The organism is Streptomyces caatingaensis (assembly GCF_001187435.1).
GTDB lineage: Bacteria > Actinomycetota > Actinomycetes > Streptomycetales > Streptomycetaceae > Streptomyces > Streptomyces caatingaensis.
On sequence record NZ_LFXA01000012.1, the window covers coordinates 30734 to 55801 of the forward strand.

The window sequence follows — 25068 nt, forward strand, 5'->3', positions numbered from 1 at the left end:
CCCCGGAGAGAGCCCGTGCCGCCCGTCCTGTGGATCCTGACCGCCGGCGCGTTCACCGTCGGCACGGACGCCTACGTGATCGCCGGTGTCCTGCCCGACCTGGCCCGGGACCTGGGGGTGACGGTGGGCGCGGCGGGGCAGCTCGTCACGGTGTTCGCCGCGGTGTACGCGCTGGCCGCTCCGGTCGTCGCCTCGTCCACCGCCGCGCTCTCCCGGCGCGGCGCGCTGTCGGCCGCGCTGGCGGCGTTCGTGGCGGGGAACGCGCTGACCGCCGCCGCGCCCGGCTACTGGCTGGTCATGCTGGGCCGGGTGGTCGCGGCCGTGGGAGCGGCCGGGTTCACGCCGGCGGCCTCCGCGGCGGCCGCGGACCTGGTGGCGCCCCGGCACCGGGCGAGGGCCCTGGCCGCCGTGGTCGGCGGGCTGACCGCCGCGACCGCGCTCGGCGTGCCGCTGGGCACCCTGGTGGCGGGGGCGCTGGGCTGGCGGGCCACGCTCGGCGCCGTGGCGGTGCTGGGCCTCGTGGCGCTCGCGGGGACGGCCGCGCGGCTGCCGGCCCTGCCGCCGGGGGCCCGGCTGCCGCTCGCCCGGCGGCTGGCGGGCCTGCGGAACCCGGCGGTGCTGCTCGTGCTCGCCGTCTCCCTGTTCACCGTCACCTCCGAACAGCTCGTCTACACCTACGTCGGGACCGCGCTGGCGCCCGCCACGGGGGACCGGGCCGGGGTGCTGGCCGTGCTCCTGTTCGTCTTCGGCCTGGGCGCGGTCGTCGGCAACGCGGTGGCGGGCTGGGGCACGGACCGGTTCGGCAGCCGCGTCACCCTGCTCGTGGCGGTCGGCGGCATGACCGCGGACCTGGCACTGCTGCCGTGGTGGTGCCGGAGCCTGCCCGCCGCCGGGGCGGCGATGTTCTGGTGGGGGCTGACGGGGTGGATGTACGTCGTCCCCCAGCAGCACCGGCTGCTCGTCCTCGCCCGCCCCGGCGGCCCGCTGGCCGTCGCCCTCAACAGCTCCGTCCTCTATCTGGGCATCGCGCTCGGCGGCGCGCTGGGCGGCGCGGTCCTCCACTTCGCCGCGCCGTCCCGGCTCGCCGTGCCCGCCGTGCTGCTGGGCGCGCTCGCCCTGGTGACGGCCGCGACGGGCTACCGCGAGGCGCCGCGCGCCACGTGAGGCGGCGCTCACCGCGGCGGGATGCAGTCGGTGGGCGGGCGGCCCTCGGGCCAGGAGAGCCGGACGAAGACGGGGGTGCCGTCCGCCGACAACTCCATGATGGGGACGGCCTTGTTGTACGGGTTGCCGTGCACGTCGAGGCAGATCCAGCCGCCGGCGCCCTCGACCTTCTGGGGGCCCATGAGGCGGGGCCACTCGTTGGCCACGCTGACGAGCTTGGGCAGGTGGCCCGGGTCGGGGGTGCGGATGCCCTGGACGACGGTGGCCATCGCGTCGTAGGCGACGATGGCCTGCCCGTCGGTGAGGTCGTCGTGGCCGAGCGGCCCGATGCCCAGGTCGGCGGACTTGGCGGCCAGCCGGGCGAAGGTCTCGTAGGCGCCGCGCGAGCCGCCGGACGGGGGCGCCGAGGAGCCGCGCCAGGCGTCGGGGTGGGCGAGGGCGGTGTAGCGGACGGTCACCTTGTGACGGACCGCGGACCGGTCCAGCCCGGGGTCGCCGCCGAGGTACGAGCCCTCGTCGCCCGTGAGGACGGTGACGGGCCGGTCCTGGCAGGGGCGGCCGCTCAGCGCGTTGATGAACTCCCGCAGCTGGGCGTGGCGTCCGGCGAAGAAGACGTTCTCCGCGTCCTTGGCGCCGCAGACGAAGAGGGCGATCTGGCGGGCGGTGCTCGCCGTGCTGCCGAGGTCGGTGGAGTCGATGGGCTGCGGCTGGTACGGGGAGTCGGCCAGGAGGCGGTTGAAGACGTCGCGGAGGGTGCCCGCGTAGCGGTCGCCGGGGTTGCGGTCGTGGACGAGCAGGGACTTCCTGGGGTCGGTGCGGCCGAAGTGGGTCAGGGCGCGGGCCTCGTCGCGGTTGGTGGGGACGACGCGGGCGAGGCCCGGGAAGGGCTCCTCCCGGTCGTTGTTGGCGATGTCGTCGGCCGTGATGGTCGTCCCGACGACCGGGACGTGCCGGGCGGTGAGCGCGGCGACGGCGTCCTTGGTGCCCTGGCCGCTGGTGGCGACGCCGGTCACGGCCCGCAGCCGGTCCGGCCCGTCGGTCATGGCGACGAGCCGGTCCACGACCGGGCGCCAATGGGCGTCCTCCTTGCCGGTGTTGGCGAGCACCAGGCGGATCGGCGGCCGTTCCCCGTTGGACTCGTGGTTGGCCCGGTACTGCTGGAGGTAGGCCCCCTCCACAGAGTGCACGATCTTCGCCCGGCGGACGGGGTCGTCCGAGTCGAAGGGCATCATCACGGCGACGGTCGCGTACGTGCCCGGCTCCAGGGTGTCGTTCTCCCGCGCGATCGCCTCGCTGACCGGTTTCAACTGCTCGTTGCCGAAGGCGAATCCGTCACCGGACACCCCGACGCACTCGTCGTCGGGCCCGGTCCGCTCGACGCCCGCCGCGCACGACCGGTCGGGGTGGAAGGAGTCCCACGCGAACCAGGCGCCCGCCCCGAGGACGGCCAGGGCCACGACGACGGCGACGATCCGGGTGAGGAGGTTGGGGGCGAACAGGTCGCGGACCGCGTCGATCGCTCTGCGCATCGCGCACTCTCCCGTGTGAAGTGATGTGCGGTTCCGGCTGGTCGGCGGGCGGCGCGGTCAGAAGGCGCGCCACTCCAGGGCGTCGCGCGGCCACTCCCGGGACGCCTGCCACAGGACGTCGTTCCCGTTGCGCCGCAGGTCGGAGAGGTGTCCGAGTTCGTAGGCCATCCTCTCGACGACCTCGGTGTCGAGCAGTGCCAGCGGGTCGCGGACCAGCCACACGGCGTGCAGCAGCCGCTCGACGCGGAAGTGGAGGACGGGGTCGGCCGTCTGGCCCGGGACCGGCTGCCGGGGGTCGGGGGTGCCCAGGGCGGTCGCCCGGCGCCGGTCCGGGGCGGCGAAGTGGGGCGCCGCGGTGATCACGAGCAGTTCGTCGAGCCACTGCCGGGCCGGTACGTCGGGCCGCTGGAAAGTGTCGCACAGGTACGCCACCGCCGGCTCGGTCCGGCCGAGCGCCAGTTCGTGGTGGAGGAACAGGGGCGGGGACGGCGGGTGCCGGCGGCCGCGCCACTCGCCGCCGGCGTGGTAGTCGCGCAGGGTGTGGTGGACGGCCCGCCAGCTCGCGGCGTCGGGGTCCTGGTGGTGGAGGCGGTGCAGGAGGGCGGAGCGCAGCAGCGGGTCGGCGACGAACAGGTGCGGGTCCTCCGGCCAGCCCTCCCGGCGCAGGACGTCCCTGGCGTGCCGCATGCCGCCCGCGCCGCCGTGGGCCTGGAGCCGGGCCGTGGCCAGGGCCTCGGCGGCGCCGGGGTCGCGGGCGGCGGCGAGGATCACCAGGCGTTCCAGGCAGTCGGCCGGGACGAGCCGGCGGAGCAGCTCCTCCCCGGTGGTGTGCGTGCCGCCGGCGGCGGGCGCGTCGAGCAGGGCGCCCGGGGTGACCTCCCGGTCCTCCGGCACGCGGTGCACCGCCTCGGCCAGCAGGCGCACGCCCAGCGGGCGGCCCCCGGTGAGGCGGTGCACGGCCCGGTACAGGCCGGCGGGACCGCGGGGTGCGACGGTGGCCCCCTCGGTGTCGGCCCGTTCGAGGATGCGCCGTACGTCCTCCGGCTCCAGCGCGGGCAGGCCGGCGGCCACCGCCCCGGAGCCGGGCTGGGGGCCGCGGCGCCAGCGGCCCCGGTGGGCGAGCTCGGCGAAGCGCAGGGCCACGGCGTGCTCCGGTGCCGCGGCGGGCGCGCCGCGCTGCGCGGCGATCACCACCGTCCGGTCGTACCGGCCCTCGTGGCGGTCGCGCAGCACGCACTCCAGGATCCGGCGGCCGGGCGCGGCGTGGGCGTTGTCGAGCAGGACGAGGGGGCGCCCGACGCGGCGCAGCCGTCCGGTGCCGGCGTAGGCGGCCGCCAGGTCGGCGCGCAGGGCGCCGATCAAGTGGCGTTCGGCCACGGCGCGGTGCCCGTCGCCGCGGTGGAAGTGCCGCCCGAGGAGGGTGAGTCCGCGGGCCGCGTTGCCGCCCGCGTCGGGGTAGGTCCCGTACCAGGTGGCGGCGTTGCGCTGTCTTCGGTTGAACAGCTCCTCCAGGAGGGACTCGACGGTGGCCTCGACGACGATGTCGACGGCGGGGATGCCGGTGGTGGCCAGGTTGCTCAGCTTGGTGACGACCTTGCTCAGCCAGGCGCGGCCCTGGTTCTCCCACCAGGAGCCGGGGGCGAGGAGCAGGCCGAGCCGCGCGGCCTCGGCCTGGATGCGCTCGTCCTCGTCGGGCCCCCAGCCGCCGCTGGCCGCCGCCAGCAGGCCGGCGGCGAGCCGGGGGAAGCGGACCTCGCCGGCGCCGCGCACCCTCGGCACGAGCTGTTCGGCCAGCGCGTACAGGGCCTCGGTCACCGGTGTGCCCGGGGCGTGGCCGGCGTGCGGCGGCGCGGTGAGGTCGGGTGCCTCGCAGTCGAGGAGGGCGACGGGGACGTGGTGCCGGTAGGTGCCGCGCAGCCGCTCCAGGACGGCGGTCTTGCCGGTGCCGCGGGCCCCGGTGAGGACCACCACGGGCAGGTCCTCGTCGTGCTCGAAGGCGGCCCGCCGGTGGGCGGGTGTCATTCCGACGAGGCGGGGCACCAGCCCCGTGAGCAGAGCATCACGACCGTACATGCGTACCCCCCGGCATGCGCGACCCCCCAGCCGCCGGTCCGGCCGCGCCGCTCCGGCAGCGTCCGCGGGAATATGTCCGCGGTGGGTCGAGGGTAGTCACAACGGGGCCGTGAGCCCAGGGGGTTGCCCGGGTGACGCGGGGTGCGGATGCGGAGGCCCGCCCGCCGGACGGCCGCCCTCCCCGGTGGGGCGCCACCCGCCGGGACACGGGAGGGCGGCGGGAGGACACTGGGAAGCAGGAGGCTGTGGGGAGCGACCAGCGGAGGTGATCTCCCATGCCGGGACGCGAGGTGCTGCCGGAGCCCGTCCGGCGGTCCGACGCCAAGGCGCGGCGGACCTGGGCCAAGGCCCATGACTCCGCCGTCGAACAGTACGGGGAGGGCGAGCGCGCCCACCGGGTGGCCTACGGCGCGCTCAAGCACACGCACGAGAAGGTGGGCGACCACTGGCAGCCGAAGGAGCACGGGCGCAAGGGCCCGTCGGACGAGCAGTCGCGGCTCCCGCGCGGCACCAGCGACAGGTCCGCCGAGGGGGTGGACACCCGGGCCACGAAGCAGCATCTGCAGGAGGTGGCGAGGGAGTTGGACGTCGAGGGCCGTTCCCGCATGTCCAAGGAGGAGCTGGTCGACGCGATCCGCAAGGCGAACGCGCGGGCGACCGCCGCGGCGCGGCGCTGAGGCGGCGCGGTGGGCGGCACCGGGCCGCGCCCCGGGCGGGTGCTGGTGACCGGCTGGTTCAGCTTCGTGCACGGCGAGGCGACGGCGGGTGACGTCCTGGCCGCCGAGCACGTCTGCGGGGCGCTGGCGGCGGCGGGCATCGGCCACGACGTGGCCTGGTCGCCGGTGCTGCGGCCCGCGGGCCCAGTGCTGGACGGCCTGGACCCGGCCGCCTACTCGCATCTCGTGTTCGTCTGCGGCCCGTTGCACGGCGCCCCGGCGGGCGACGGGCTGCCGAGCCCGCTGCTGGAGCTGCACCGCCGCTTCGCGCACGCCCGCCGCGTGGCGGTCGGGGTGTCCGTCCCCGACCCGGACGACCCGGCGGTGACCGCGTTCCACCGCGTGCTGGCGCGCGACGGGGCGGGGCACGCGCCGCCGTCGGCCGACCTGAGCTGCCACGCCCCGGAGCCGGAGCAACTCCCGGTGGTGGGCGTCCTGCTGACGTCGGGTCAGGGCGAGTACGGCGGCCGGCGGCGGCACGACGCGGTCAACGCCGTGCTCGGCGGTTGGCTGTGCCACGCCCCGGCGGCCCGCGTCCCCCTGGAGACACGCCTGGACGGACGGGACTGGCGGCTCCCGGCCACGGCCGCGCAACTCTGGTCGGTGCTGCGCCGGTTGGACGGCGTGGTGACGACCCGGCTGCACGGGCTGGTGCTCGGGCTGCGGGCCGGCCTGCCGGTGCTCGCCGTCGACCCGGTCGAGGGCGGCGCCAAGGTCGGCGCCCAGGCGCGGGCGCTGGGCTGGCCGGCCGTGGTCCCGGCCGGGCGGCTGACCGAGGCCGAGCTCGACCGGTGGTGGACGTGGTGCCGCTCGGAACCGGGCCGCGCGCGGGCGGCCCGCATACGGGACCGCATGCGCGGCGGCGGCTACGACGACCCCGTCGGGGACCTCGTCGCCGCCCTCACCGGGGAACTCCCCCGCGAGGGGCGCGAGGGGCGCGACGGGTGCGACGGGCGCGGCGGACGGGGCCGCTGAGCGGTGGGCCGGGGTGGGCGCCGGGGGCCTCAGGGGCCGGGGGGCCTCAGGGGACGTTCCACACGCCGCTGCCGCCGCCGTGCCACTCGACGATCGCCGGGTTGTCGACGTCGACGTCCCGCAGGCCGGCCTGGTCCAGGAACTTCTTGAGGTCCTCCAGCGACCGCGCCTTGCCCGCCGACTGACCGTGGATCTTCACCAGCCGCATGCCGTCCATCAACGGATGGACGAGGACCGGCGCGACCGACTGCTTGGTCATGCCGCCTCACTCCTTCCGGGGCCGCTGCTTGCGGGGCGAGTCCTCGTCGCGCTCGAGCGCCTCGGGATCACGCCATTCCTGCGACCGCGTCATGCGGCCGGTGCGGGCCTGGTGCCGGGTCGCCCGCTTCAGTTCGTCGTCCTTCTTCGGACCATGCTTGCTGCTCCGCTCCATGACGGCGCCGCTCCTCGTCTGCGTCCTCGTCCGCGGCTACGGGTGCCGGGGGCTCTGCTCGGGCGGCACTCCGCCGCCGCGGCCGCCGCCCTTGCGGCCCTTGTCGCTTCCGTGCGCCCGCTCGGGGCCGCCGGGCCCCACCTTCCGGTCCAGTCCGGCCTTCGACCCGGCGGATTCCTGGACGGCCGCGCCCTTCTTGCCGCGGCGCAGTGCGGGCTGCTGGGGATTCTTGGTCATCGTGTCCTCCACGAGTGACGTCGGCCCTCCCGGGCAGCGGGAAGGCCCTTCCCTCCCTCCAGCGTAAGCGGCGCCGGGCGGCGTCGCCCGGCGGGCCGCCCCTGGCAGGCCGCCCCCCGGAGTGGTGTGATGGTAGTGGCGGGAGGGATGCCTGGACGGCGCGGGGAAGCGGCTTCGGGCCGCGCACCGCGCAATCGGGATCCGCGAGAAGTGGATGGCCTCCCTCCCGTCCGGCCGGCCCGCGTCCCGCGGGCGTCCGCGCCGGAGAACGGCAGGAGGTGCGCCCGTGGTGCGACCCGTGACCGTGGGGGTGGACGGATCCCCGGAGAGCCTGGCCGCCGCCGTGTGGGCCGGCCGCGAGGCGGCGCTGCGCGACGGACCGCTGCGCATCGTGCACGCCCTGGAGCCGCAGTCCCGGGAAGAGCCGTTCTCCGCGGACGCCGCGGACCGGCGCGAGTGGGCGGAGAGCCGGATCGAGGCCCTGGCCGACGAACTCCTGGAGGCCCGCCCCGGGCTGCGCATCGGCGTGGACCGGGTCGCGGACCTGCCGTCGCGGGCGCTGCTGGACGCCGCGGGCGACTCCGCCGTGCTGGCCGTCGGCTCCCGCGGTCTGGGCACCCGGCAGGGCTTCCTCCTCGGCTCGGTGAGCCTGCCGGTGCTCGGGGGCGCGCCCGCACCCGTGGTGGTCGTCCACGAACCCGAGGAGCCGGCGCCGGCCGACAGCGGCCCGGTCGTGGTCGGCCTCGGCCACCGTGACCCGCACGTCCCGTCGCTCGACTTCGCCTTCGAGGCCGCCGCCCTCCGGAGCGCGGTCCTCCGCCTCGTCCGCACCGCGGACCGGGCGCCCACCGGCGAGCGGGAACCGCACGACGCCAGCGCGCTGGCCGAGGCCCTGCGCCCCTGGCGGACGCGGTGGCCGGCCGTCGAGGTGGAGGAGTGGCTCTCCACCGGCCCCGCGGCGCCCCGCCTGGTGGAGGCCGCGGACGACGCCCAGCTGCTCGTCGTCGGACGGCGCGAGAACAGCCCCTTCCCCGGCTCGCCCGTCGGTCCCGTGACCCACGGCGTCCTGCACCACGCCCGGTGCCCCGTCGCCGTGGTGCCGTGCGACTGAACTCGCCCCAGCGCGCCGCCCGTCACCCGGGACCGGTCCCGGCCGCCGGGCGGCGCGGACCCATGGAGCGGTAGACGAGGCCGGTCGCCGTCAGGGCGGCCGGCGGCAGGCAGTTCTTGGTGTCGACCAGCAGCCGGGGCGGCCGCATCAGCCGGGCGAGCGCGGACCAGTCGGCGCCCAGGAGTTCGGGCCAGTCGGTCAGGACGAGCGCCGCGGCGGCGCCGGCCAGGGCCCGGTCGGGGCCGGGCGCGACCTCGGCGACGGGGAACAGGGCGGTGATCCGCTCGGGCGTCAGGGACGGTTCCCACACCCTCAAACGGGCGCCGCTCGCGGCGAGTTCGGGCAGGAGGGTCTGGCAGGGCGCGTCGCGCAGGTCGTCGGTCCAGGTCTGGTAGCGCAGCCCCAGCACGGCGACGGTGGTCTCCCCGGCCAGGAGCCGGGCGGCGCCGAGGTGTTCGGTGAGGATGCGCACCGGGCGCAGGAGCTGGGTCTGGTGGGAGGTGGCGACGGCGTCGACGACGGGCAGGTGGTGGCCGGTCAGGCGGGCCCAGTGGGCGAGGGCGCGGGTGTCCTTGGGCAGGCAGGAGCCGGCGTAGCCGGCCTCGGCGCGCAGGAAGGCGGGTCCGATGCGGGGGTCGAGGCCGGTGCCGGTGAGGACGGCGTCGATGTCGGCGCCGGTGCCCTCGCAGAGGGTGACGAGGTCGGCCGCGAAGCTGACCTTGGTGGCCAGGAAGGCGTTGCCCGCGTACTTGATCACCTCGGCGGAGGTCGGGTCGGTGACGACCCAGGGGGCTTCGACGCCCCGGTAGAGCTCCCGCACGAGGGGCAGCGGGCCGGGGCCGGACAGGCCGGCGACCAGCCGGGCCGGGTGCCGCCAGTCCTCGAGGGCGGCGCCCTGGTTGAGGAACTCCGGGCTGTAGACGTAGCGGTCGCGCAGCGGCGCGCCCCGCGCGCCCGCGAGCCAGGTGGCGCTGGTGCCGGGCGGGACCGTGCTCTTGACCATGACCAGGGACGGCGCCGGGTCCAGGGCGGCGACCTGGGCGAGGGCCGCGTGGACGTGGCGCAGGTCGGGGCGGCCGGTGGGGGTGGGCGGGGAGCCGACCGCGACCACCACCGCGTCCGGGCCGGGGCCGGCCGTGGCCAGGGTGGCGGCGAAGCGCAGGCCGCCGCCGGCCAGGAGGCGGTCCAGCAGGCCGTCCATGCCGGGTTCGTCGAAGGGGATGCGCCGGTCCTCCAGGGCCGCCAGCCGCGCGGGGTCGGATTCGACGCCGGTCACCCGGTGGCCCTGTTCGGCCAGGCCCAGCGCGGCGGTCAGCCCGACGTACCCCTGTCCCACGACGGCTACCCGCACCCTGGTCCAGCCCCTCTCGTGTGCCCGCCCGGTGAACGGCGCCCGCCGCGCGGTCGGTACGGCGGGCACGGAACGCTTCGCCCCGCGACGGGCGAGACCTCCCGACGGTAACGTCCGGGCCGGGGCCCCACGTGGTGCCGCACCGGCGCGCACCCCCGCCCGGGCCCCCCGGACCCCCAGCTCGCCCCTGCCCGGGACCGGATCCACCCCACCGCCCTGACGTGGTGTTTTACAGTTACTGCCGATCAGTTCCGACGACTGGACCTGTGAGGTGTCCGCCAACATGCCGGCCGAAACGTTTGAGTTCCAGGTAGAGGCCCGTCAGCTGCTCCAGCTGATGATCCACTCGATCTACTCGAACAAGGATGTCTTCCTGCGGGAGCTCGTCTCCAACGCGTCCGACGCCCTGGACAAGCTGCGCCTCGAGAAGCTGCGGGACGACGCGCTCGACGCCGACGTGTCCGACCTGCACATCGAGATCGACATCGACAAGGACGCCCGTACCCTCACCGTGCGGGACAACGGCATCGGGATGTCGTACGACGAGGTCGGGCAGCTGATCGGCACCATCGCCAACTCGGGCACGGCGAAGTTCCTCCAGGAGCTGCGGGAGGCCAAGGACGAGGCCGGGGCGGAGGGGCTCATCGGCCAGTTCGGCGTCGGCTTCTACTCCGGCTTCATGGTGGCGGACGAGGTCACCCTCGTGACCCGCCGGGCCGGCGAGGAGCAGGGCACCCGCTGGACGTCGCGCGGCGAGGGCACGTACACGCTGGAGAGGACCGACGACGCCCCGCAGGGCACCGCGATCACCCTCCACCTCAAGCCGGCCGACCCCGAGAACCAGCTCCACGACTACACCTCGCCCTGGAAGATCAGGGAAATCGTCAAGCGCTACTCGGACTTCATCACCTGGCCCATCCGCATGGTGCCCGAGACGTCCGGCGAGGACGACGGGACGCCGGAGCCGGAGACGCTCAACTCCACGAAGGCGCTGTGGGCGCGGCCGCGCGACGAGGTGTCCGACGACGAGTACCACGAGCTGTACAAGCACATCGGCCACGACTGGCGCGAGCCCCTGGAGACGATCCGGCTCCAGGCGGAGGGCACCTTCGAGTACCAGGCCCTGCTGTTCCTCCCCGCGCACGCCCCCCACGACCTGTTCACCCGGGACTTCAAGCGCGGTGTACAGCTCTACGTCAAGCGCGTGTTCATCATGGACGACTGCGAGGCGCTGCTGCCGCCGTACCTGCGCTTCGTCAAGGGCGTCGTCGACGCGGCGGACCTGTCGCTCAACGTGTCCCGCGAGATCCTCCAGCAGGACCGCCACATCGAGATGATGCGGCGCCGCCTGACGAAGAAGGTCCTCTCCACGGTCAAGGACATGATGGCCAAGGACCAGGAGCGGTACGGCACGTTCTGGCGGGAGTTCGGCACGGTCCTCAAGGAGGGCCTGGTCACCGACCCGGAGAACCGCGACGCCCTCCTCGCCGTCGCCTCGTTCGCCAGCACCCACCACGACACCGAGCCGACCACGCTCAAGCAGTACGTGGAGCGGATGAAGGACGGCCAGGAGGACATCTACTACCTGACCGGCGAGTCCCGGCAGAGCATCGAGAACTCCCCGCACATGGAGGCGTTCCGCGAGCGGGGCATCGAGGTGCTGCTGCTCACCGACGCCGTGGACGAGGTGTGGGCGGACGCCGTCGGCGAGTTCGACGGCAAGAAGCTGCGGTCCGTCGCCAAGGGGCGGATCGACCTCGCGGCCGAGGGCGAGGAGGCCTCCGGGGACGAGCGGGAGCAGCGGACCGAGGAGTACGCCGAGCTGCTGGGCTGGATGAAGGAGCGGCTGGACGAGGACATCAAGGAGGTGCGCCTGTCCTCCCGCCTCACCGTCTCCCCCGCGTGCGTGGTCTCCGACGCGCAGGACCTGACGCCGGCGCTGGAGAACATGTACCGCGCGATGGGCCAGGAAGTGCCGCGCGCCAAGCGGATCCTGGAGCTCAACCCGGACCACCAGCTGGTCAAGGGCCTCAACCGGGCCTTCAAGGAGCGCGAGGACCGGACGGAGCTCGCCGAGACGGCCGAGGTGCTGCACGGTCTGGCGGTGCTCGCCGAGGGCGGCCAGCCGAAGGAGCCGGCCCGGTTCGTCAAGCTGATGGCGGACCGCCTGGAGCGCACGCTGTAGCCTCCGGACACAGACACCGCCCGGGCTCCTCGGGGAGCCCGGGCGGTGTCTTCTTCCTGGGGGACGGAAGTCTCAGCGGCCGGACACGCCGGCGGCGGGCCGGGGCCCGGCCCCGTTCTCGGCGGCCACCTCGGCGTCCAGCATGTGCAGGATCGGGCCGGCCACCGCGGCGCCGACGACGCAGGCGAAGGAGATGGCGCTGACCAGCAGCACGGTGGAGAGCCACACCATGGTGTCCACGGGCAGGACGTAGGCCAGGACGACCCGCGCCACGCACTCCGTGATCAGCGACAGGGCCCACACCAGGGTGGTGCGCCGCTCGACCTGCCGGAAGCGGGGGCGGACCGCTATCCGGTCCCAGGCGGCCAGCCGCTGGGCGTCGCCCCGGGTGAAGAAGGGGCGCAGCCCCTGCGTCATCATCGGCTTGGTGGTGAAGACCGACCACAGGACGGCCAGGCCGACGATGCCGCTGCCGAACGAATCCTTGGCGATCATGAAGCGTTCGCTGCCGCTGACCACGGACAGGCCCATGCCCGCGAGGCTGCTCACCGTCACGACCACGGGCAGGGTCTCCAGCCGCCGGTTGCCCAGCAGTTCGTAGAGGCCGTGCGCCGCGCTGACGCCACCGCCCGCGGCCAGCGACCAGAACGAGGAGACGCCGAAGCCGAGGTGGAGGGTGTAGTAGAGGGTGAGCGGCAGGACGACGTCGACGAGGATCGGCACCAGCGTCCTCAGCAGCGAACCCTGCGTCTCCCCGTCGTTCACCCGCGTGCTTCCGGCGGCCATTCCACACCTCTCCTTGTTCGGTACGACACCAGCCTGGCGGACCGCAGCCCGGACCACCTCGGCGATTCCTCACGATCGGCCCATGACATCTGTCATGGGCGGCCGTCGTCACAGGCCGCACGGAGCAGGAAGCCGCCGTCCGGCAGCCGGTGGGCGGTCAGCGTCCCGCCCGCCCGGCGCAGCCGGCCGTCCAGCCCGGACAGCCCGTGTCCGCCGCCCCCGTGCGGGCCCCCGGCCCCGGTGCCGTCGTCGCGGACCTCGACCCAGGACGGGCCGAGCCGCACCGTGCACCGCCCGGCCCCGCTGTGCTTGATGACGTTGGTGATGCCCTCGCGCACCACGTACGCGAAGACCTCCTGGAGGCGGGCCGGGACCTCGTCCACGGCCTGCGGGAGGTCGGCGGCGATCCCGGCGGCCGCCAACGCGCGGCGCGCCCCGGCCAGTTCGCCGGCCAGGGTCAGCTGCCGGCAGTCGGAGACGGTGGCCCGCACCTCGGCGAGGGCCCGCCGGGAGAGCTCCTCGATGTCGAGGACCTCGGCCCGGACCCGCTCCTCGCCCGCACCGCTCTCCAGCAGCCGGCGCAGCAGGCCGCTCTTGACGGTGATGACGGTGAGGCTGTGCCCGAGGACGTCGTGCAGGTCCTGGCCCAGCCGGGAGCGCTCCTGCGCCATGGCCAGTTCGGCGATGCGGGCGCCGGCGGCCTTGAGCTGGACGAGCGCGTCGATCAGCAGGAACGTCGAGGTGACGGAGAGGGCGGCGAGCAGCAGCAGGGCCGAGCCCAGCCACTGCGGTCCGTTCGCGGAGGACGCGGACAGGGCCAGGCCCGCGGCCGCCGCGGCCGCACCGAGGGCGGGTCCGGCCCAGGGCGGCAGCAGCAGCATCGCCCCGGCCAGGGCGTAGCCGAGGAGGAACAGCGTGTTGAACTCCCCGGTGAGCGCCACGATGCCGGCCCCCAGCAGCACCAGCCAGCCGACCATGGCCACCCGCCCGGCCCGGCCGGCGCGCGAGCCGCACCAGAAGACCAGCAGGAAGCTCAGCCCGTAGGCGATGACGCAGCCGAGCAGCAGCGCCGAGCGGACGGACCCGTAGGTGCCGTCGAGGGCGGCGACGGCCGGCAGGGCGAGGAAGCCCAGGAAGCTCACGGACAGCGCGCCGCCGCCCAGCCGCGCGGCGGGGGTCGGCCGCCGCTCCGGGGCGCGCCGCGACGGCCAGCCCGTGGGATCGAACCGGTAACCGTGGTGGCGTGAGAGATCGTCCATGCCCTGCGGGGGTGCGGGCCGCGCCCGCTCCCCCGTCTCCTTCCGTTCGGCGCCGCGAGGTGCACCGGCCTCGGACCGGCGGACGTGCGCGCGCCGAGGGACCGGCTCCCGGAATTCTCGCACCGGCCGGGGCGGCGGCCCGCCGCGCCGGCCGGTGACCGGCCGCTACAGGTCGAGCTCGCCCTCCAGCATGGTGTCGAGCATGTCGAAGACCTCGTCCGCCGTCGCGCCGGTCAGGTCCTTCCCGTCCTCCTCGGCCTCGGGCGCGGCGGCCCGGGTCCAGCGGTTGAGCAGGGCCCGCAGCCGGCCCTCGACGGCCGCGTGCTCGGGGTCCCCGGCGCGCGTGGCGCCGAGGGCGCCGTCGAGGGCGGCCTCCAGGCGGGCCAGCTCGGCCGTGAACCCCCGCTCCTCCGGCTCGGGTTCCTCGATCAGCTCGGACCCCAGGTACTTCGCGAGGACCTCGGGGTTCGGATAGTCGAAGATCAGCGTGGCGGGGAGGCGGAGCCCGGTGGCCGTGCCCAGCCGGTTGCGCAGCTCGACCGAGGCGAGCGAGTCGAAGCCCAGCTCGGTGAAGCCCCGCGACGGCTGCACGTCCTCCGCGGCGGCGTGTCCCAGCACGGCGGCCACGTGCGTACGGACCAGGTCCAGCAGCATCCGGTCCTGCTCCGCCGCCGCGAGCCCGGCCAGGCGCTCGGCGAGCGTCCGTTCCCCGGCCGCCGCGGCCTCCTCGCGGGCGGCGGCCCGCCGGACGGGGGCGGGCACCAGGCCGCGCAGCAGCGCCGGGACGCCGTCGGCGCGGGCCCGCAGCGCGGCCCGGTCCACCCGCATCGGGAACAGCACGGGCGATCCGGCGCCGAGCGCGGCGTCGAAGAGCGCGAGCGCCTCCGGCGTCTCCAGGGCCGGCAGTCCGGAGCGGGCGATCCGCCGCAGGTCCGCCTCGGACAGCCCGGCGGCCATGCCGCCGCTCTCCGCCCACAGCCCCCAGCCGAGGGAGACCGCGGGCAGCCCCTCGGCGCGCCGGCGGTGGGCCAGGGCGTCGAGGAAGGCGTTGGCCGCCGCGTAGTTGCCCTGTCCGGCGCTGTGCAGCGTGCCGGCGACGGAGGAGAACAGCACGAAGGCCGACAGTCCGCGGTCGCGGGTGAGCTCGTGCAGGTGGAGGGCCGCGTCGGCCTTGGGCCGCAGCACCGTGTCCACGCGCCCGGCGTCGAGGGACGTCACCAGCGCGTCGTCGAGGACGCCGGCGCAGTGGACGACCCCGGTCAGCGGACGGTCCGCCGGGACGTCCGCGAGGACCCCGGCCAGCGCCTCCCGGTCGGCGGCGTCACAGGCCGCGACGGTCACCCGCGCCCCCAGCGCCTCCAGTTCCGCGCGCTGTTCGGCCGCGCCCGGCGCCTCCGGCCCGCGCCGGCTGGTGAGCAGCAGGTTCCGCACGCCGTGCGCGGTGACCAGGTGACGGGCCATCACCCGGCCGAGTCCGCCCGTGCCGCCGGTGACGAGCACCGTGCCCCCGGGACCGAACACGGACCCGGCACCGCCCGCCCGTGCCGGCGCCAGCCTGGGTACCCGCACCTCGCCGCCGCGCACCGCCAGTTGCGGCTCGCCGGAGGCGAGGGCCGCGGCGATCGCGCGGTCGTCCTCGGTGCCGTCGCCGTCCAGCAGGACGAGCCGGCCCGGGTTCTCCTCCTGCGCCGCCCGCACCAGCCCCCACACGGCGGCGTGCGCCGGGTCGGCCACGTCCTCCCCCTCGCCCGCCGACACGGCGCGGCGGGTCAGGAGCAGCAGCCGGGAGGCCGCGTACCGCTCGTCGCCGAGCCACGCCCCGACCACGGCCAGGGCCCGCCCGACGGCCTCGCGCACCGACTGCGCGGACAGCGCGCCCGCCGCGTCGCGGCAGCGCACCACGACCGCGTCCGGGACGGCGGTCCCGGGATCCGGCAGCCCGTCCGGGCCGCCGGGCGCGAACTCGGCCCAGTGCGGCCGCCGTCCGGGTGCTCCGTCCACGGCGAGCGCCGGCCACTCCAGGTGGAACAGCGACTCGTGGACGCCCCCGCGGGCGGCGTCGATCTGCTCGTCCGAGACAGGCCGCAGCACCAGCGACGCCACCGACGCCACGGGGGCGCCGGTCCCGTCGGCGAGGGCGAGGGAGACCCCGCTGCCCCCGGCGGGCGCGACGCGCACCCGCAGCGCCGCCGCGCCGGTGGCGTGCAGGGTCACGCCGCTCCAGGCGAAGGGCAGTTCGGCGCGGTCGGCCCGGTCGGGGGCGCCGAGCCCGACGGCGTGCAGCGCGGCGTCCAGCAGCGCGGGGTGCAGCCCGTACGCCTCGGGGCCGTTGCCCTCGGGCAGCACGACCTCGGCGTAGACCTCCTCGCCCCGGCGCCACGCCCGCCGCAGGCCCCGGAAGACCGGGCCGTAGGCCAGGCCGGTGGCGAGCAGATCGCCGTACAGGCCGTCGGTGTCCACCGGTTCCGCCCCGGCGGGCGGCCACGCGGACAGGTCGAACGACGGCTCCTCGGCACCCGGGGCCAGCCGGCCGACGGCGTTGCGGGTCCAGGGCGCACCGGCACCGGCGTCCTGGGCGCGCGAGTGCACGGTCAGGGCGCGCCGCCCGTCGGACTCGGCCTCCCCCACCCGCAGTTGGAGGTGCACGCCCCCGGTGGGGGGCAGCACCAGGGGTGCCTCCAGGGTCAGTTCGTCCAGCGTGCCGCAGCCGACGCCGTCACCGGCGCGGACGGCCAGCTCGACGAGCGCGGCTCCGGGGACGAGCACCGTGCCCGACACCGCGTGGTCCGCGAGCCAGGGGTGCGAGTCCAGCGACAGCCGTCCGGTGAGCAGCAGTTGGTCGCTGTCGGCCGGGGCGACGGCGGCCATGAGCAGCGGGTGCTCGGCCGGGTCCTGCCCCAGGCCGGTGGCGTCACCGCCGGGCGGCGGGGCGATCAGCCAGTACGCGCGGTGCTGGAAGGCGTAGGTGGGCAGGTCGACGCGGCGGGCGTGGTGGGGGGCGAAGAACGCCTGCCAGTCGACGGCGACGCCGCGGGTGTGGAGGCGGCCGAGGGCTTCGACGAGCGTGCGCTGTTCGTCGCGGTCCTTGCGCAGGGCGGGGACGAACACCGCGTCGGGCGCGGAGTCCGGGCCCATGGCCGACAGGACGGCGTCGGGGCCGAGTTCGAGGAACGTACGGACGCCGCGGCTCTCCAGGTCACGGATGCCGTCCGCGAAGCGGACGGCGTCGCGGACGTGGTCCACCCAGTAGCCGGGGGACGTGACGTCGCCGGTGGCGACGACCGGAACGGCCGGGGCGGAGAAGGTGAGTTCGGAGACGACCTGGCGGAAGTCGTCCAGCATCGGGTCCATCAGCGGCGAGTGGAACGCGTGCGAGACCCGCAGACGCTTCGTCTTCACGCCGTCCGCCGCCAGGGCCTCGGCGATCTCCAGGACGGCGGCCTCGGCCCCTGAAACGACCACGGACAGCGGGCCGTTGACGGCCGCGACGCCGACCTCGTCCTCGCGGCCGACGAGCAGCGGCAGGACCGTCTCCTCGGACGCCTGGACGGCGACCATGGCGCCGCCGGCCGGCAGCGCCTGCATCAGACGGCCACGGGCCGTGACCAGGCGGGCGGCGTCGGCGAGGGAGAACACACCGGCCACGTGCGCGGCGGCGATCTCGCCGACCGAGTGCCCCGCGAGGAAGTCCGGACGGATCCCCCACGACTCGACCAGACGGAACACGGCCACCTCGACGGCGAACAGGGCGGCCTGCGTGAACTCCGTGCGGTCCAGCGCCTCCCCGTCCTCGTCGATCACCTCGACCAGCGAACGCTCCAGGTGGACGTCCAGCTCGGCGCACACAGCGTCGAACGCCTCCGCGAAAGCCGGGAAGGCGGAGCGCAGTTCACGTCCCATCCCGAGCCGCTGCGCGCCCTGCCCCGTGAACAGCACCGCCAGCTTCCCCTTGACGGCCGCTTCACCCGCGACCGCCTCCAGGGCCTCCAGCAGTTCCCCACGGTCCGCGCCCGACACGACCGCGCGGTGCTCCAGTGCGGCGCGCGTCGTCGCCAGGGAGAACCCGACGTCGGCCGGGGAGAGTTCCGGGTGGTCGGCGACGAACGTCCGCAGCCGCCCGGCCTGTTCCGTCAGGGCGGCCGCCGACTTGGCGGAGAGCACCCACGGCACCACGCCGGGAGCGGTGTGCACCACGGGCTCGTCCTCGGCGGCGACCGGTGCCTGCTCCAGGATGACGTGCGCGTTGGTGCCGCTGATGCCGAAGGACGAGACGCCCGCGCGGCGCGGGCCGTCCGTCCGCGGCCAGGGCATCGCCTCGGTGAGGAGTTCGACCGCGCCCTCGGACCAGTCGACGTGCGGCGTCGGCTCGTCCACGTGCAGGGTCCGCGGCAGGACGCCCGCGCGCATCGCCATGACCATCTTGATGATGCCGGCGACACCGGCGGCGGCCTGGGTGTGGCCGAGGTTGGACTTGATGGAGCCGAGGCGCAGCGGCCGGTCGGCGGGCCGGTCCCGGCCGTAGGTGGCGAGCAGGGCCTGGGCCTCGATGGGGTCGCCGAGGGTCGTGCCCGTGCCGTGGGCCTCGACGGCGTCCACGGAGGCGGCGGGGACACCGGCGTTGGCGAGGGCCTGGCGGATGACGCGCTGCTGGGAGGGGCCGTTGGGGGCGGTGAGGCCGTTGCTGGCGCCGTCCTGGTTGACGGCCGAGCCGCGGACGACGGCGAGTACGGGGTGGCCGTTCCTGCGCGCGTCCGAGAGCCGTTCGACGAGGAGCATGCCGACGCCCTCCGACCAGCCGGTGCCGTCGGCCGCGGCGGCGAACGGCTTGCAGCGGCCGTCGCGGGCGAGGCCGCGCTGGCGGCTGAAGTCGATGAAGGTGTCGGGGGTGGCCATGACGGTGACGCCGCCGACCAGGGCGAGCGAGCACTCCCCGCCGCGCAGCGCCTGTGCGGCCAGGTGCAGGGCGACCAGGGACGACGAGCAGGCCGTGTCCACGGTCACGGCCGGGCCCTCCAGGCCGAAGGTGTAGGAGACGCGGCCGGAGACGACGCTGCCGAGGCTGCCGTTGCCGAGGTAGCCCTCCATGCCCTCGGGCACCTGTCCGCCGAGGCGGGCGGCGTAGTCGTGGTACATGACGCCGGCGAACACCCCGGTGCGGCTGCCGCGCAGGGAGGTCGGGTCGAGGCCGGCGCGTTCGAGGACCTCCCAGGTGGTCTCCAGGAGCAGGCGTTGCTGGGGGTCGGTGGCGGTGGCCTCGCGGGGGCCGACGCCGAAGAAGTCGGCGTCGAAGGCGGCGGCGTCGTGCAGGAAGCCGCCCTCGCGGGCGTAGGTGGTGCCGGGGGTGTCCGGGTCGGGGTCGTAGAGTCCGGCCAGGTCCCAGCCGCGGTCGGTGGGGAAGCCGGTGATGCCGTCGCCGCCGGTGGCGACGAGGTGCCACAGGTCCTCGGGGGAGGTGATGCCGCCGGGGTAGCGGCAGCTCATGGCGACGATGGCCAGGGGCTCGTCGGCGGCGGCCGCGCGCACGGGGGCGGTGTCGGCGGCGCGTTCGGCGGTGCCGGCCAGGCCGCGGGCGATGAACTCGGCGAGGGCCTGCGGGTTGGGGTAGTCGAAGATCAGCGTGGCGGGCAGGCGCAGTCCGGTGGCGGTGTTGAGCCGGTTGCGGAGTTCGACGGCGGTGAGCGAGTCGAAGCCGATGGCCTGGAAGGCGTTCTCGGGGTCGATGGCGGACGGGTCGACGTGGCCGAGGACGGTGGCCACCTGGCCGCGTACCAACTCCAGGGCGGCTTCGGCGCGTTCGGCCTCCGGCAGTGCGGCGAGCCGGCCGCCGGGCGGGGTGGCCGGGCCGTCGGCGGGGGTGCCGGTTCCCGCGGCGCGGCGGGCGGGGGCGCCGGGGCGGACGAGGGCGCGCAGGACGGCGGGGACGCCGTCGTCGGCCGCGCGGCGGCGGACGGCGGCGAGGTCGAGGCGCATGGGCAGCAGGACGGGGGCGTCCGCGGTCAGGGCGGCGTCGAGGAGTGCGAGTCCGTCGGCGGTGGGCAGGGCGCCCTGGCCGGAGCGGGCCATGCGCCGCACGTCGGCGTCGGAGAGTCCGCCGGTCATGCCGGTGCGCTCGGCCCACAGGCCCCAGCCGAGGGCGGTGGCGGGCAGGCCCAGGGCGTGGCGGTGCCGGGCGAGTGCCTCCAGGAAGGCGTTGGCGGCCGCGTAGTTGCCCTGTCCGGCGCTGTCGAGGGTGGCGGCGGCCGAGGAGAACAGGACGAAGGCGTCGAGGTCGAGGCCGCGGGTGAGGTCGTGCAGGTGCCAGGCGGCGTCGGCCTTCGGCCGCAGGACGGTGTCGAGGCGGTCGGGGGTGAGCGAGGTCACCAGGCCGTCGTCGATGACGCCGGCGGTGTGGACGACGGCGGTGAGGGGGTGTTCGTCCGGGACGGCGGCCAGCAGCGCGGCCAGCGCCTCGCGGTCGGCGGCGTCGCAGGCCGCGACGGTGACGCGGGCGCCCAACGCCTCCAGTTCCTCGGCGAGTTCGGCCGTTCCGGGGGCGTCGGGGCCGCGGCGGCTGGTGAGCAGCAGGCGGCGGACGCCGTGGCCGGTGACGAGGTGGCGGGCCACGACGCGGCCGAGGCCGCCGGTGCCGCCGGTGATCAGGACGGTGCCGTCGGTGCGCAGGGCCGGGCCGTCGGCGGGGGTGCCGGGGGTGGCGCGGGTCAGGCGGGGGGCGTGCCAGACGCCGTCGGTGTGGGCGAGTTCGGGTTCGCCGGTGGCGAGGGCGGCGGCGAGGTCGGCGGGGGTGGGCGGGGTGGCGGGGTCGGTGGTGAGGAGGGCGAGGCGGCCGGGGTGCTCCAGCTGGGCCGAGCGGATCAGGCCGCGGACGGGGGCCCAGGTCAGGTCGGCGTCGGTGCCGGTGTCGGCGCCGGGCAGGACGAGGGCGAGCCGGGAGGCGGCGAACCGGTCGTCGGCGAGCCAGGCGTGGACGGCGGCGAGGGTGTGCGCGAGGGCGGCGCGGGCGGTCCCGGGCGGGGTGGTGCCGGCGTCCGCGCCGGGCGGGTCGCACAGCAGGGCGACGGTGTCGGCGGGGGTGTCGAGGGAGGCGAGGCCGGGGTGGGTGGCGTCGGCCGGGCCGAGGCCCCAGGCGGCCGGGTCGCCGGTGACGAGGACCGGGAGGGGCGCGTCCCCGGCGGGCAGGGTGACCGGGGTGGGGGTGAGGGCGAAGAGGGAGTCGCGGGCGGCACCGGCCGGCCGGTGGGACAGCGGCCGCAGGACGAGGCCGTCGACGGTGGCGACGGGGCTGCCCGCGGGGTCGGTGGCGGTCAGGGAGACGGCACCGCCCTCGGCGGGGGCGATGCGGACGCGCAGGTGCGCGGCGCCGCTCGCGTGGAGGGTCGTCCCCGTCCAGGCGAAGGGGAGTTCGAGGCCGCGGTCCTCGTCGAGGCCGATGGCGTGCAGGGCGGCGTCGAGGAGGGCCGGGTGCAGGCCGAAGGCGTCGGCGCCGGGGCCGGAGGCGTCCGCGGGGAGGGCGACCTCGGCGTACACCTCGTCGCCGCGCCGCCAGGCGGCGCGCAGGCCCTGGAACAGCGGCCCGTAGCCGTAACCCTGCTCCCGGAGGCGCTCGTAGAGGCCGTCGAGGGCGAGGGGCCGGGCGTCGTGCGGCGGCCAGGCGGCGGAGCCGGCCGGGGCGTCCGGGGCGGGCCCGGCGCCGGGGAGGAGGAAGCCCGCGGCGTGGGCGGTCCACGGTTCGTCGTCGGGGGCGTCGGCGGGGCGGGAGTGGACGGCGAGGGCGCGGCGGCCGGTGTCGTCGGGGTCGCCCGCCGAGACCTGGACGCGGACGGCGCCGCGCTCGGGCAGGACCAGCGGGGCCTGGAGGGTGAGCTCCTCGATGCGGCCGCAGCCCGTCATGTCGCCCGCGTGGACGGCGAGTTCGAGGAAGGCCGTGCCGGGCAGCAGGACGTCGCCGTCGACGGCGTGGTCGGCGAGCCAGGGGTGGGAGTGGAGGGAGAGCCGGCCGGTGAGCAGGAGTCCGCCGCCGGCCGGGGCGACCGCCGCGGCGAGCAGCGGGTGGGCGGTGGTGCCCAGGCCCAGGGCGCCGGCGTCGGTGCGGGCGGGGGCGGTCAGCCAGTAGTGGCTGCGCTGGAAGGCGTAGGTGGGCAGGTCGACGGTGCGGGGGGCGTGCCGGGCGAGGAGGGCCGCCCAGTCGGGGCGCACGCCGTGGGTGTGCAGCCGGGCCACGGCGGTGAGCAGGGCGGCCGGTTCGGGCCGTCCGGCGCGCAACGCCGGGACGAGGAGGGAGCGTTCGGCGTGACGGGGCGTCAGGCAGTCCTGGGCCATGGCGGTCAGGACGCCGTCGGGGCCGAGTTCGAGGAAGGCGCGGACGCCGTGCTGTTCGAGGGTGCGCACGCCGTCGGCGAAGCGGACGGCGTCGCGGACGTGGCGGACCCAGTGGTCGGGCGAGCAGAGTTCGGCTTCGCCGGCCAGGGTGCCGGTGACGGTGGAGACGACCGGGATCGTGGGCGGCGCGTAGGCGAGGGCCTGGGCGATCTGCCGGAACTCGGTGAGCATGGCGTCCATGCGCGGCGAGTGGAAGGCGTGGGAGACGCGCAGGCGCTTGGTCTTGCGGCCGAGGGCGGCGAGGGCGTCGGCGACGGCGGTGACGGCGTCCTCGTCGCCGGAGAGGACCAGCGCCCGGGGGCCGTTGACGGCGGCGACGGTCACCTCCTGCTCGCGGCCGGCGAGGAGGGGGGCCACGTCGTCCTCGCCGGCCTGGACGGCGATCATGGCGCCGCCGGGCGGGAGTTCCCGCATGAGGACGCCGCGGGCGGCGACGAGGAGGCAGGCGTCCTGGAGGGAGAGGACGCCGGCGGCGTGGGCGGCGGCGATCTCGCCGACGGAGTGCCCGGCGAGGAGGCCGGGGCGTATGCCCCAGGACTCCAGGAGGCGGAACAGGGCGGTCTCGACGGCGAAGAGGGCGGGCTGGGCGTAGCCGGTGTCGTCGAGGAGGGCGGCGAGGGGGCTGTCGTCGGCGGCGAACACGACGTCGCGCAGCGGGTGTTCGAGCTGGAGGTCGAGGTGTCCGCAGGCGGCGTCGAAGGCGCGGGCGAAGACGGGCTCGGCGGCGTACAGTTCGCGGCCCATGCGCAGGCGCTGGGCGCCCTGGCCGGTGAAGAGGAAGGCGAGCGTGGCGTCGGCGGCCGCGGTGCCGGTAACGAGCGCGGGGGAGGAGCCGCCCGAGGCGAGGGCGTCCAGGGCGGTCAGGAGGTCGTCGGTGCCGGTGCCGAGGACGACGGCCCGGTGGGCGAGGGCGGCGCGGCCGGTGCCGAGGGTGTGGGCGACGTCGGCGGGGCGCGCGGCGGGGTGCCGGGCGAGGTGGGCGCGCAGGCGCTCCGCCTGGGCGCGCAGGGCGGGTTCGCTGTGGGCGGAGAGCGGCCAGGCGACGAGGGCGTCCGCGGCGGGGGGCTCGGTGGCGGCCTCCGCGGGGGCCTCGGCGGGGGCCTCCTCCAGGATGGCGTGGGCGTTGGTGCCGCTGATGCCGAAGGACGAGACGGCGGCGCGGCGGGGTTCGTCCGCGGGCGGCCAGGCGACGGGTTCGCCGAGGAGCGCGACGGCGCCGGAGTCCCAGGCGACGTGCGGGGTCGGGGCGGTCACGTGCAGGGTGCGGGGCAGCAGCCGGTGCCGCATCGCCATGACCATCTTGATGACGCCGGCGGCGCCGGCGGCGGCCTGGGCGTGGCCGATGTTGGATTTGATGGAGCCGAGGCGGACGGGGCGGTCGGCGGGGCGGTCCTGGCCGTAGGTGGCGAGCAGGGCCTGTGCCTCGATGGGGTCGCCGAGCCGGGTGCCGGTGCCGTGCGCCTCGACGGCGTCGACCTGGCCGGCGGTCAGGCCCGCGTCGGCGAGGGCGGCGCGGATGACGCGCTGCTGGGCGAGGCCGTTGGGGGCGGTGAGGCCGTTGCTGGCGCCGTCCTGGTTGACGGCGGAGCCGCGGAGGACGGCGAGGACGCGGTGGCCGTTCTTCCGCGCGTCGGAGAGCCGTTCCAGGAGGAGCATGCCGGCGCCCTCGGCCCAGCCGGTGCCGTCGGCGTCGGCGGAGAACGCCTTGCAGCGGCCGTCGGGGGCCAGGCCCCGCTGCCGGCTGAAGGCGACGAAGGTGCCGGGGGTGGACATGACGGAGACGCCGCCGGCCAGGGCCAGCGAGCACTCGCCGCGGCGCAGCGCGGTGGCGGCCAGGTGCAGGGCGACGAGGGAGCCGGAGCAGGCGGTGTCGACGGTGAGGGCGGGGCCCTCCAGGCCGAGGGCGTAGGCGACGCGGCCGGAGACGACGCTGGTGGCGTTGCCGGTCAGGAGGTAGCCCTCGTAGCCCTCGGGCGCCTCGTGCAGCCGGGGCCCGTACTCCTGGGGTTCGGCGCCGACGTACACGCCGACCCGGCCGCCGCGCACGGTGGCGGGGTCGATGCCGGCGCGTTCGAAGGCCTCCCAGGCGGTCTCCAGGGCGAGGCGCTGCTGCGGGTCCATGGACAGGGCCTCGCGCGGGGAGATCCCGAAGAAGGCGGCGTCGAACTGCCCGGCGTCGTGCAGGAATCCGCCCTGGCGGACGTAGGCGGTGCCGGGCCTGTCGGGGTCCTCGTCGAAGAGTCCGTCGAGGTCCCAGCCGCGGTCGGTGGGGAAGCCGGAGACGACGTCGCGGCCCTCGTGGACGACCTGCCACAGCTCCTCGGGGCTGGTGACGCCGCCGGGGTAGCGGCAGCTCATGGCGATGACCGCGACCGGGTCGTCCTCGTCGGCGGCCCGGGGCGCGGGGGCGGGCGCCGCTGCCGGGGCGGTGCCGGTGCCGGTGCCGGTGCCGGTCAGCACGGTCCGCAGGTGGGCGGCGAGGGCGCGGGGGGTGGGGTGGTCGAAGACGACGGTGACGGGCAGGTCGGCGCCGGTGGCCGCGGTGAGGCGGCGGTGCAGGGCGACGGAGGCCAGGGAGTCGAACCCGAGGTCCTTGAAGGGACGTTCGGGCCGTTCGGCCACCTCGTCCGCGCCGGGGGCCTCCCCCGCGTCGCGTCCGGCCTCCCGCGCGAGGTCGGCGAGGACCCCGGCGGTCTCGGCGGCGACCAGGACGGACAGGATCCGTTCCTGCTCGACCGCCGGCAGTCCGGCCAGGCGGGCCGCGGCGGCGGGCTGTTCGCCCGTCGCCCCGTCCCGCGTGCCGGCCGTGGTCTCGACGACGCCTTCGGACCCGCTCATCCGCACTCACCGCTCCTGCTGCGACAGTTCATGGT

14 protein-coding genes are annotated in these 25068 nt (G+C 76.3%); 5 read left to right on the plus strand and 9 right to left on the minus strand.

The window, feature by feature from the left end; all coding sequences use genetic code 11:
- Positions 1 to 15 precede the first annotated feature (15 nt).
- Positions 16 to 1164: an MFS transporter gene (locus tag AC230_RS19155; RefSeq protein WP_049717522.1), complete on the plus strand. Its 1149-nt coding sequence runs from the start codon at positions 16 to 18 to the stop codon at positions 1162 to 1164.
- 8 nt (positions 1165 to 1172) lie between these two features.
- Here the strand turns inward: AC230_RS19155 and AC230_RS19160 are convergent, their stop codons facing one another.
- Both AC230_RS19160 and AC230_RS19165 read right to left on the minus strand, forming a co-directional pair.
- Positions 1173 to 2693 carry a type 1 periplasmic-binding domain-containing protein gene (locus tag AC230_RS19160; protein ID WP_049717523.1) on the minus strand — a complete coding sequence of 507 codons (1521 nt, stop codon included), beginning with the start codon at positions 2691 to 2693 and terminating at the stop codon, positions 1173 to 1175.
- 57 nt (positions 2694 to 2750) lie between these two features.
- A complete protein-coding gene (locus AC230_RS19165; protein WP_157868606.1) occupies positions 2751 to 4766 on the minus strand; it encodes a hypothetical protein in 2016 nt (671 codons plus the stop codon).
- A gap of 275 nt (positions 4767 to 5041) precedes the next feature.
- Between AC230_RS19165 and AC230_RS19170 the strand changes: the two genes are divergently transcribed.
- Both AC230_RS19170 and AC230_RS19175 read left to right on the plus strand, forming a co-directional pair.
- Positions 5042 to 5443 (plus strand): ChaB family protein, encoded by a 402-nt coding sequence (locus AC230_RS19170; RefSeq protein ID WP_049717525.1) that lies wholly within the window; start codon positions 5042 to 5044, stop codon positions 5441 to 5443.
- A 9-nt stretch (positions 5444 to 5452) separates the two neighbouring features.
- Positions 5453 to 6457 (plus strand): polysaccharide pyruvyl transferase family protein, encoded by a 1005-nt coding sequence (locus AC230_RS19175; RefSeq protein WP_241833284.1) that lies wholly within the window; start codon positions 5453 to 5455, stop codon positions 6455 to 6457.
- A gap of 46 nt (positions 6458 to 6503) precedes the next feature.
- Here the strand turns inward: AC230_RS19175 and AC230_RS19180 are convergent, their stop codons facing one another.
- Genes AC230_RS19180 through AC230_RS19185 form a run of 3 tightly spaced genes read right to left on the minus strand, consistent with a single transcriptional unit; the run spans position 6504 to position 7127 of the window.
- Positions 6504 to 6716 (minus strand): hypothetical protein, encoded by a 213-nt coding sequence (locus AC230_RS19180; RefSeq protein WP_049717526.1) that lies wholly within the window; start codon positions 6714 to 6716, stop codon positions 6504 to 6506.
- A 6-nt stretch (positions 6717 to 6722) separates the two neighbouring features.
- Positions 6723 to 6890, minus strand: coding sequence for a hypothetical protein (locus tag AC230_RS33080; protein WP_198535564.1), 168 nt, complete (start codon positions 6888 to 6890; stop codon positions 6723 to 6725).
- 36 nt (positions 6891 to 6926) lie between these two features.
- On the minus strand, positions 6927 to 7127 hold the full coding sequence (locus tag AC230_RS19185) for a hypothetical protein (RefSeq protein WP_049717568.1): 201 nt from the start codon (positions 7125 to 7127) through the stop codon (positions 6927 to 6929).
- Between the two features lie 286 nt (positions 7128 to 7413).
- Here AC230_RS19185 and AC230_RS19190 point away from each other — a divergent pair, with 286 nt between their 5' ends.
- Positions 7414 to 8238, plus strand: coding sequence for a universal stress protein (locus AC230_RS19190; protein WP_078871390.1), 825 nt, complete (start codon positions 7414 to 7416; stop codon positions 8236 to 8238).
- Between the two features lie 22 nt (positions 8239 to 8260).
- On the opposite strand, the gene AC230_RS19195 is transcribed toward AC230_RS19190, so the two are convergent.
- Complete coding sequence (locus AC230_RS19195) at positions 8261 to 9574, minus strand: nucleotide sugar dehydrogenase (RefSeq protein WP_049717528.1); 1314 nt, start codon at positions 9572 to 9574, stop codon at positions 8261 to 8263.
- A gap of 298 nt (positions 9575 to 9872) precedes the next feature.
- Here AC230_RS19195 and htpG point away from each other — a divergent pair, with 298 nt between their 5' ends.
- The gene (gene htpG / locus AC230_RS19200) at positions 9873 to 11774 is read left to right on the plus strand and encodes a molecular chaperone HtpG (RefSeq protein WP_049717569.1); all 1902 of its coding nucleotides are present in this window, start codon (positions 9873 to 9875) and stop codon (positions 11772 to 11774) included.
- A gap of 72 nt (positions 11775 to 11846) precedes the next feature.
- On the opposite strand, the gene AC230_RS19205 is transcribed toward htpG, so the two are convergent.
- From AC230_RS19205 to AC230_RS19215, 3 genes are all read right to left on the minus strand, one after another.
- Positions 11847 to 12560, minus strand: coding sequence for a VC0807 family protein (locus AC230_RS19205; RefSeq protein WP_049717529.1), 714 nt, complete (start codon positions 12558 to 12560; stop codon positions 11847 to 11849).
- 92 nt (positions 12561 to 12652) lie between these two features.
- Positions 12653 to 13819 carry a sensor histidine kinase gene (locus AC230_RS30385; protein WP_053161259.1) on the minus strand — a complete coding sequence of 389 codons (1167 nt, stop codon included), beginning with the start codon at positions 13817 to 13819 and terminating at the stop codon, positions 12653 to 12655.
- 165 nt (positions 13820 to 13984) lie between these two features.
- Positions 13985 to 25039: an SDR family NAD(P)-dependent oxidoreductase gene (locus AC230_RS19215; protein WP_422125607.1), complete on the minus strand. Its 11055-nt coding sequence runs from the start codon at positions 25037 to 25039 to the stop codon at positions 13985 to 13987.
- Between the last annotated feature and the right edge of the window lie 29 nt (positions 25040 to 25068).

Coding starts and splice junctions, on each gene's coding strand:
- AC230_RS19165 (WP_157868606.1), bottom strand. CDS start 4,766: ATGTACGGTCGTGATGCTCTGCTCACGGGGCTGGTGCCCCGCCTCGTC.
- AC230_RS33080 (WP_198535564.1), bottom strand. CDS start 6,890: ATGGAGCGGAGCAGCAAGCATGGTCCGAAGAAGGACGACGAACTGAAG.
- htpG (WP_049717569.1), top strand. CDS start 9,873: ATGCCGGCCGAAACGTTTGAGTTCCAGGTAGAGGCCCGTCAGCTGCTC.
- AC230_RS19185 (WP_049717568.1), bottom strand. CDS start 7,127: ATGACCAAGAATCCCCAGCAGCCCGCACTGCGCCGCGGCAAGAAGGGC.
- AC230_RS19205 (WP_049717529.1), bottom strand. CDS start 12,560: ATGGCCGCCGGAAGCACGCGGGTGAACGACGGGGAGACGCAGGGTTCG.
- AC230_RS30385 (WP_053161259.1), bottom strand. CDS start 13,819: ATGGACGATCTCTCACGCCACCACGGTTACCGGTTCGATCCCACGGGC.
- AC230_RS19160 (WP_049717523.1), bottom strand. CDS start 2,693: ATGCGCAGAGCGATCGACGCGGTCCGCGACCTGTTCGCCCCCAACCTC.
- AC230_RS19180 (WP_049717526.1), bottom strand. CDS start 6,716: ATGACCAAGCAGTCGGTCGCGCCGGTCCTCGTCCATCCGTTGATGGAC.
- AC230_RS19170 (WP_049717525.1), top strand. CDS start 5,042: ATGCCGGGACGCGAGGTGCTGCCGGAGCCCGTCCGGCGGTCCGACGCC.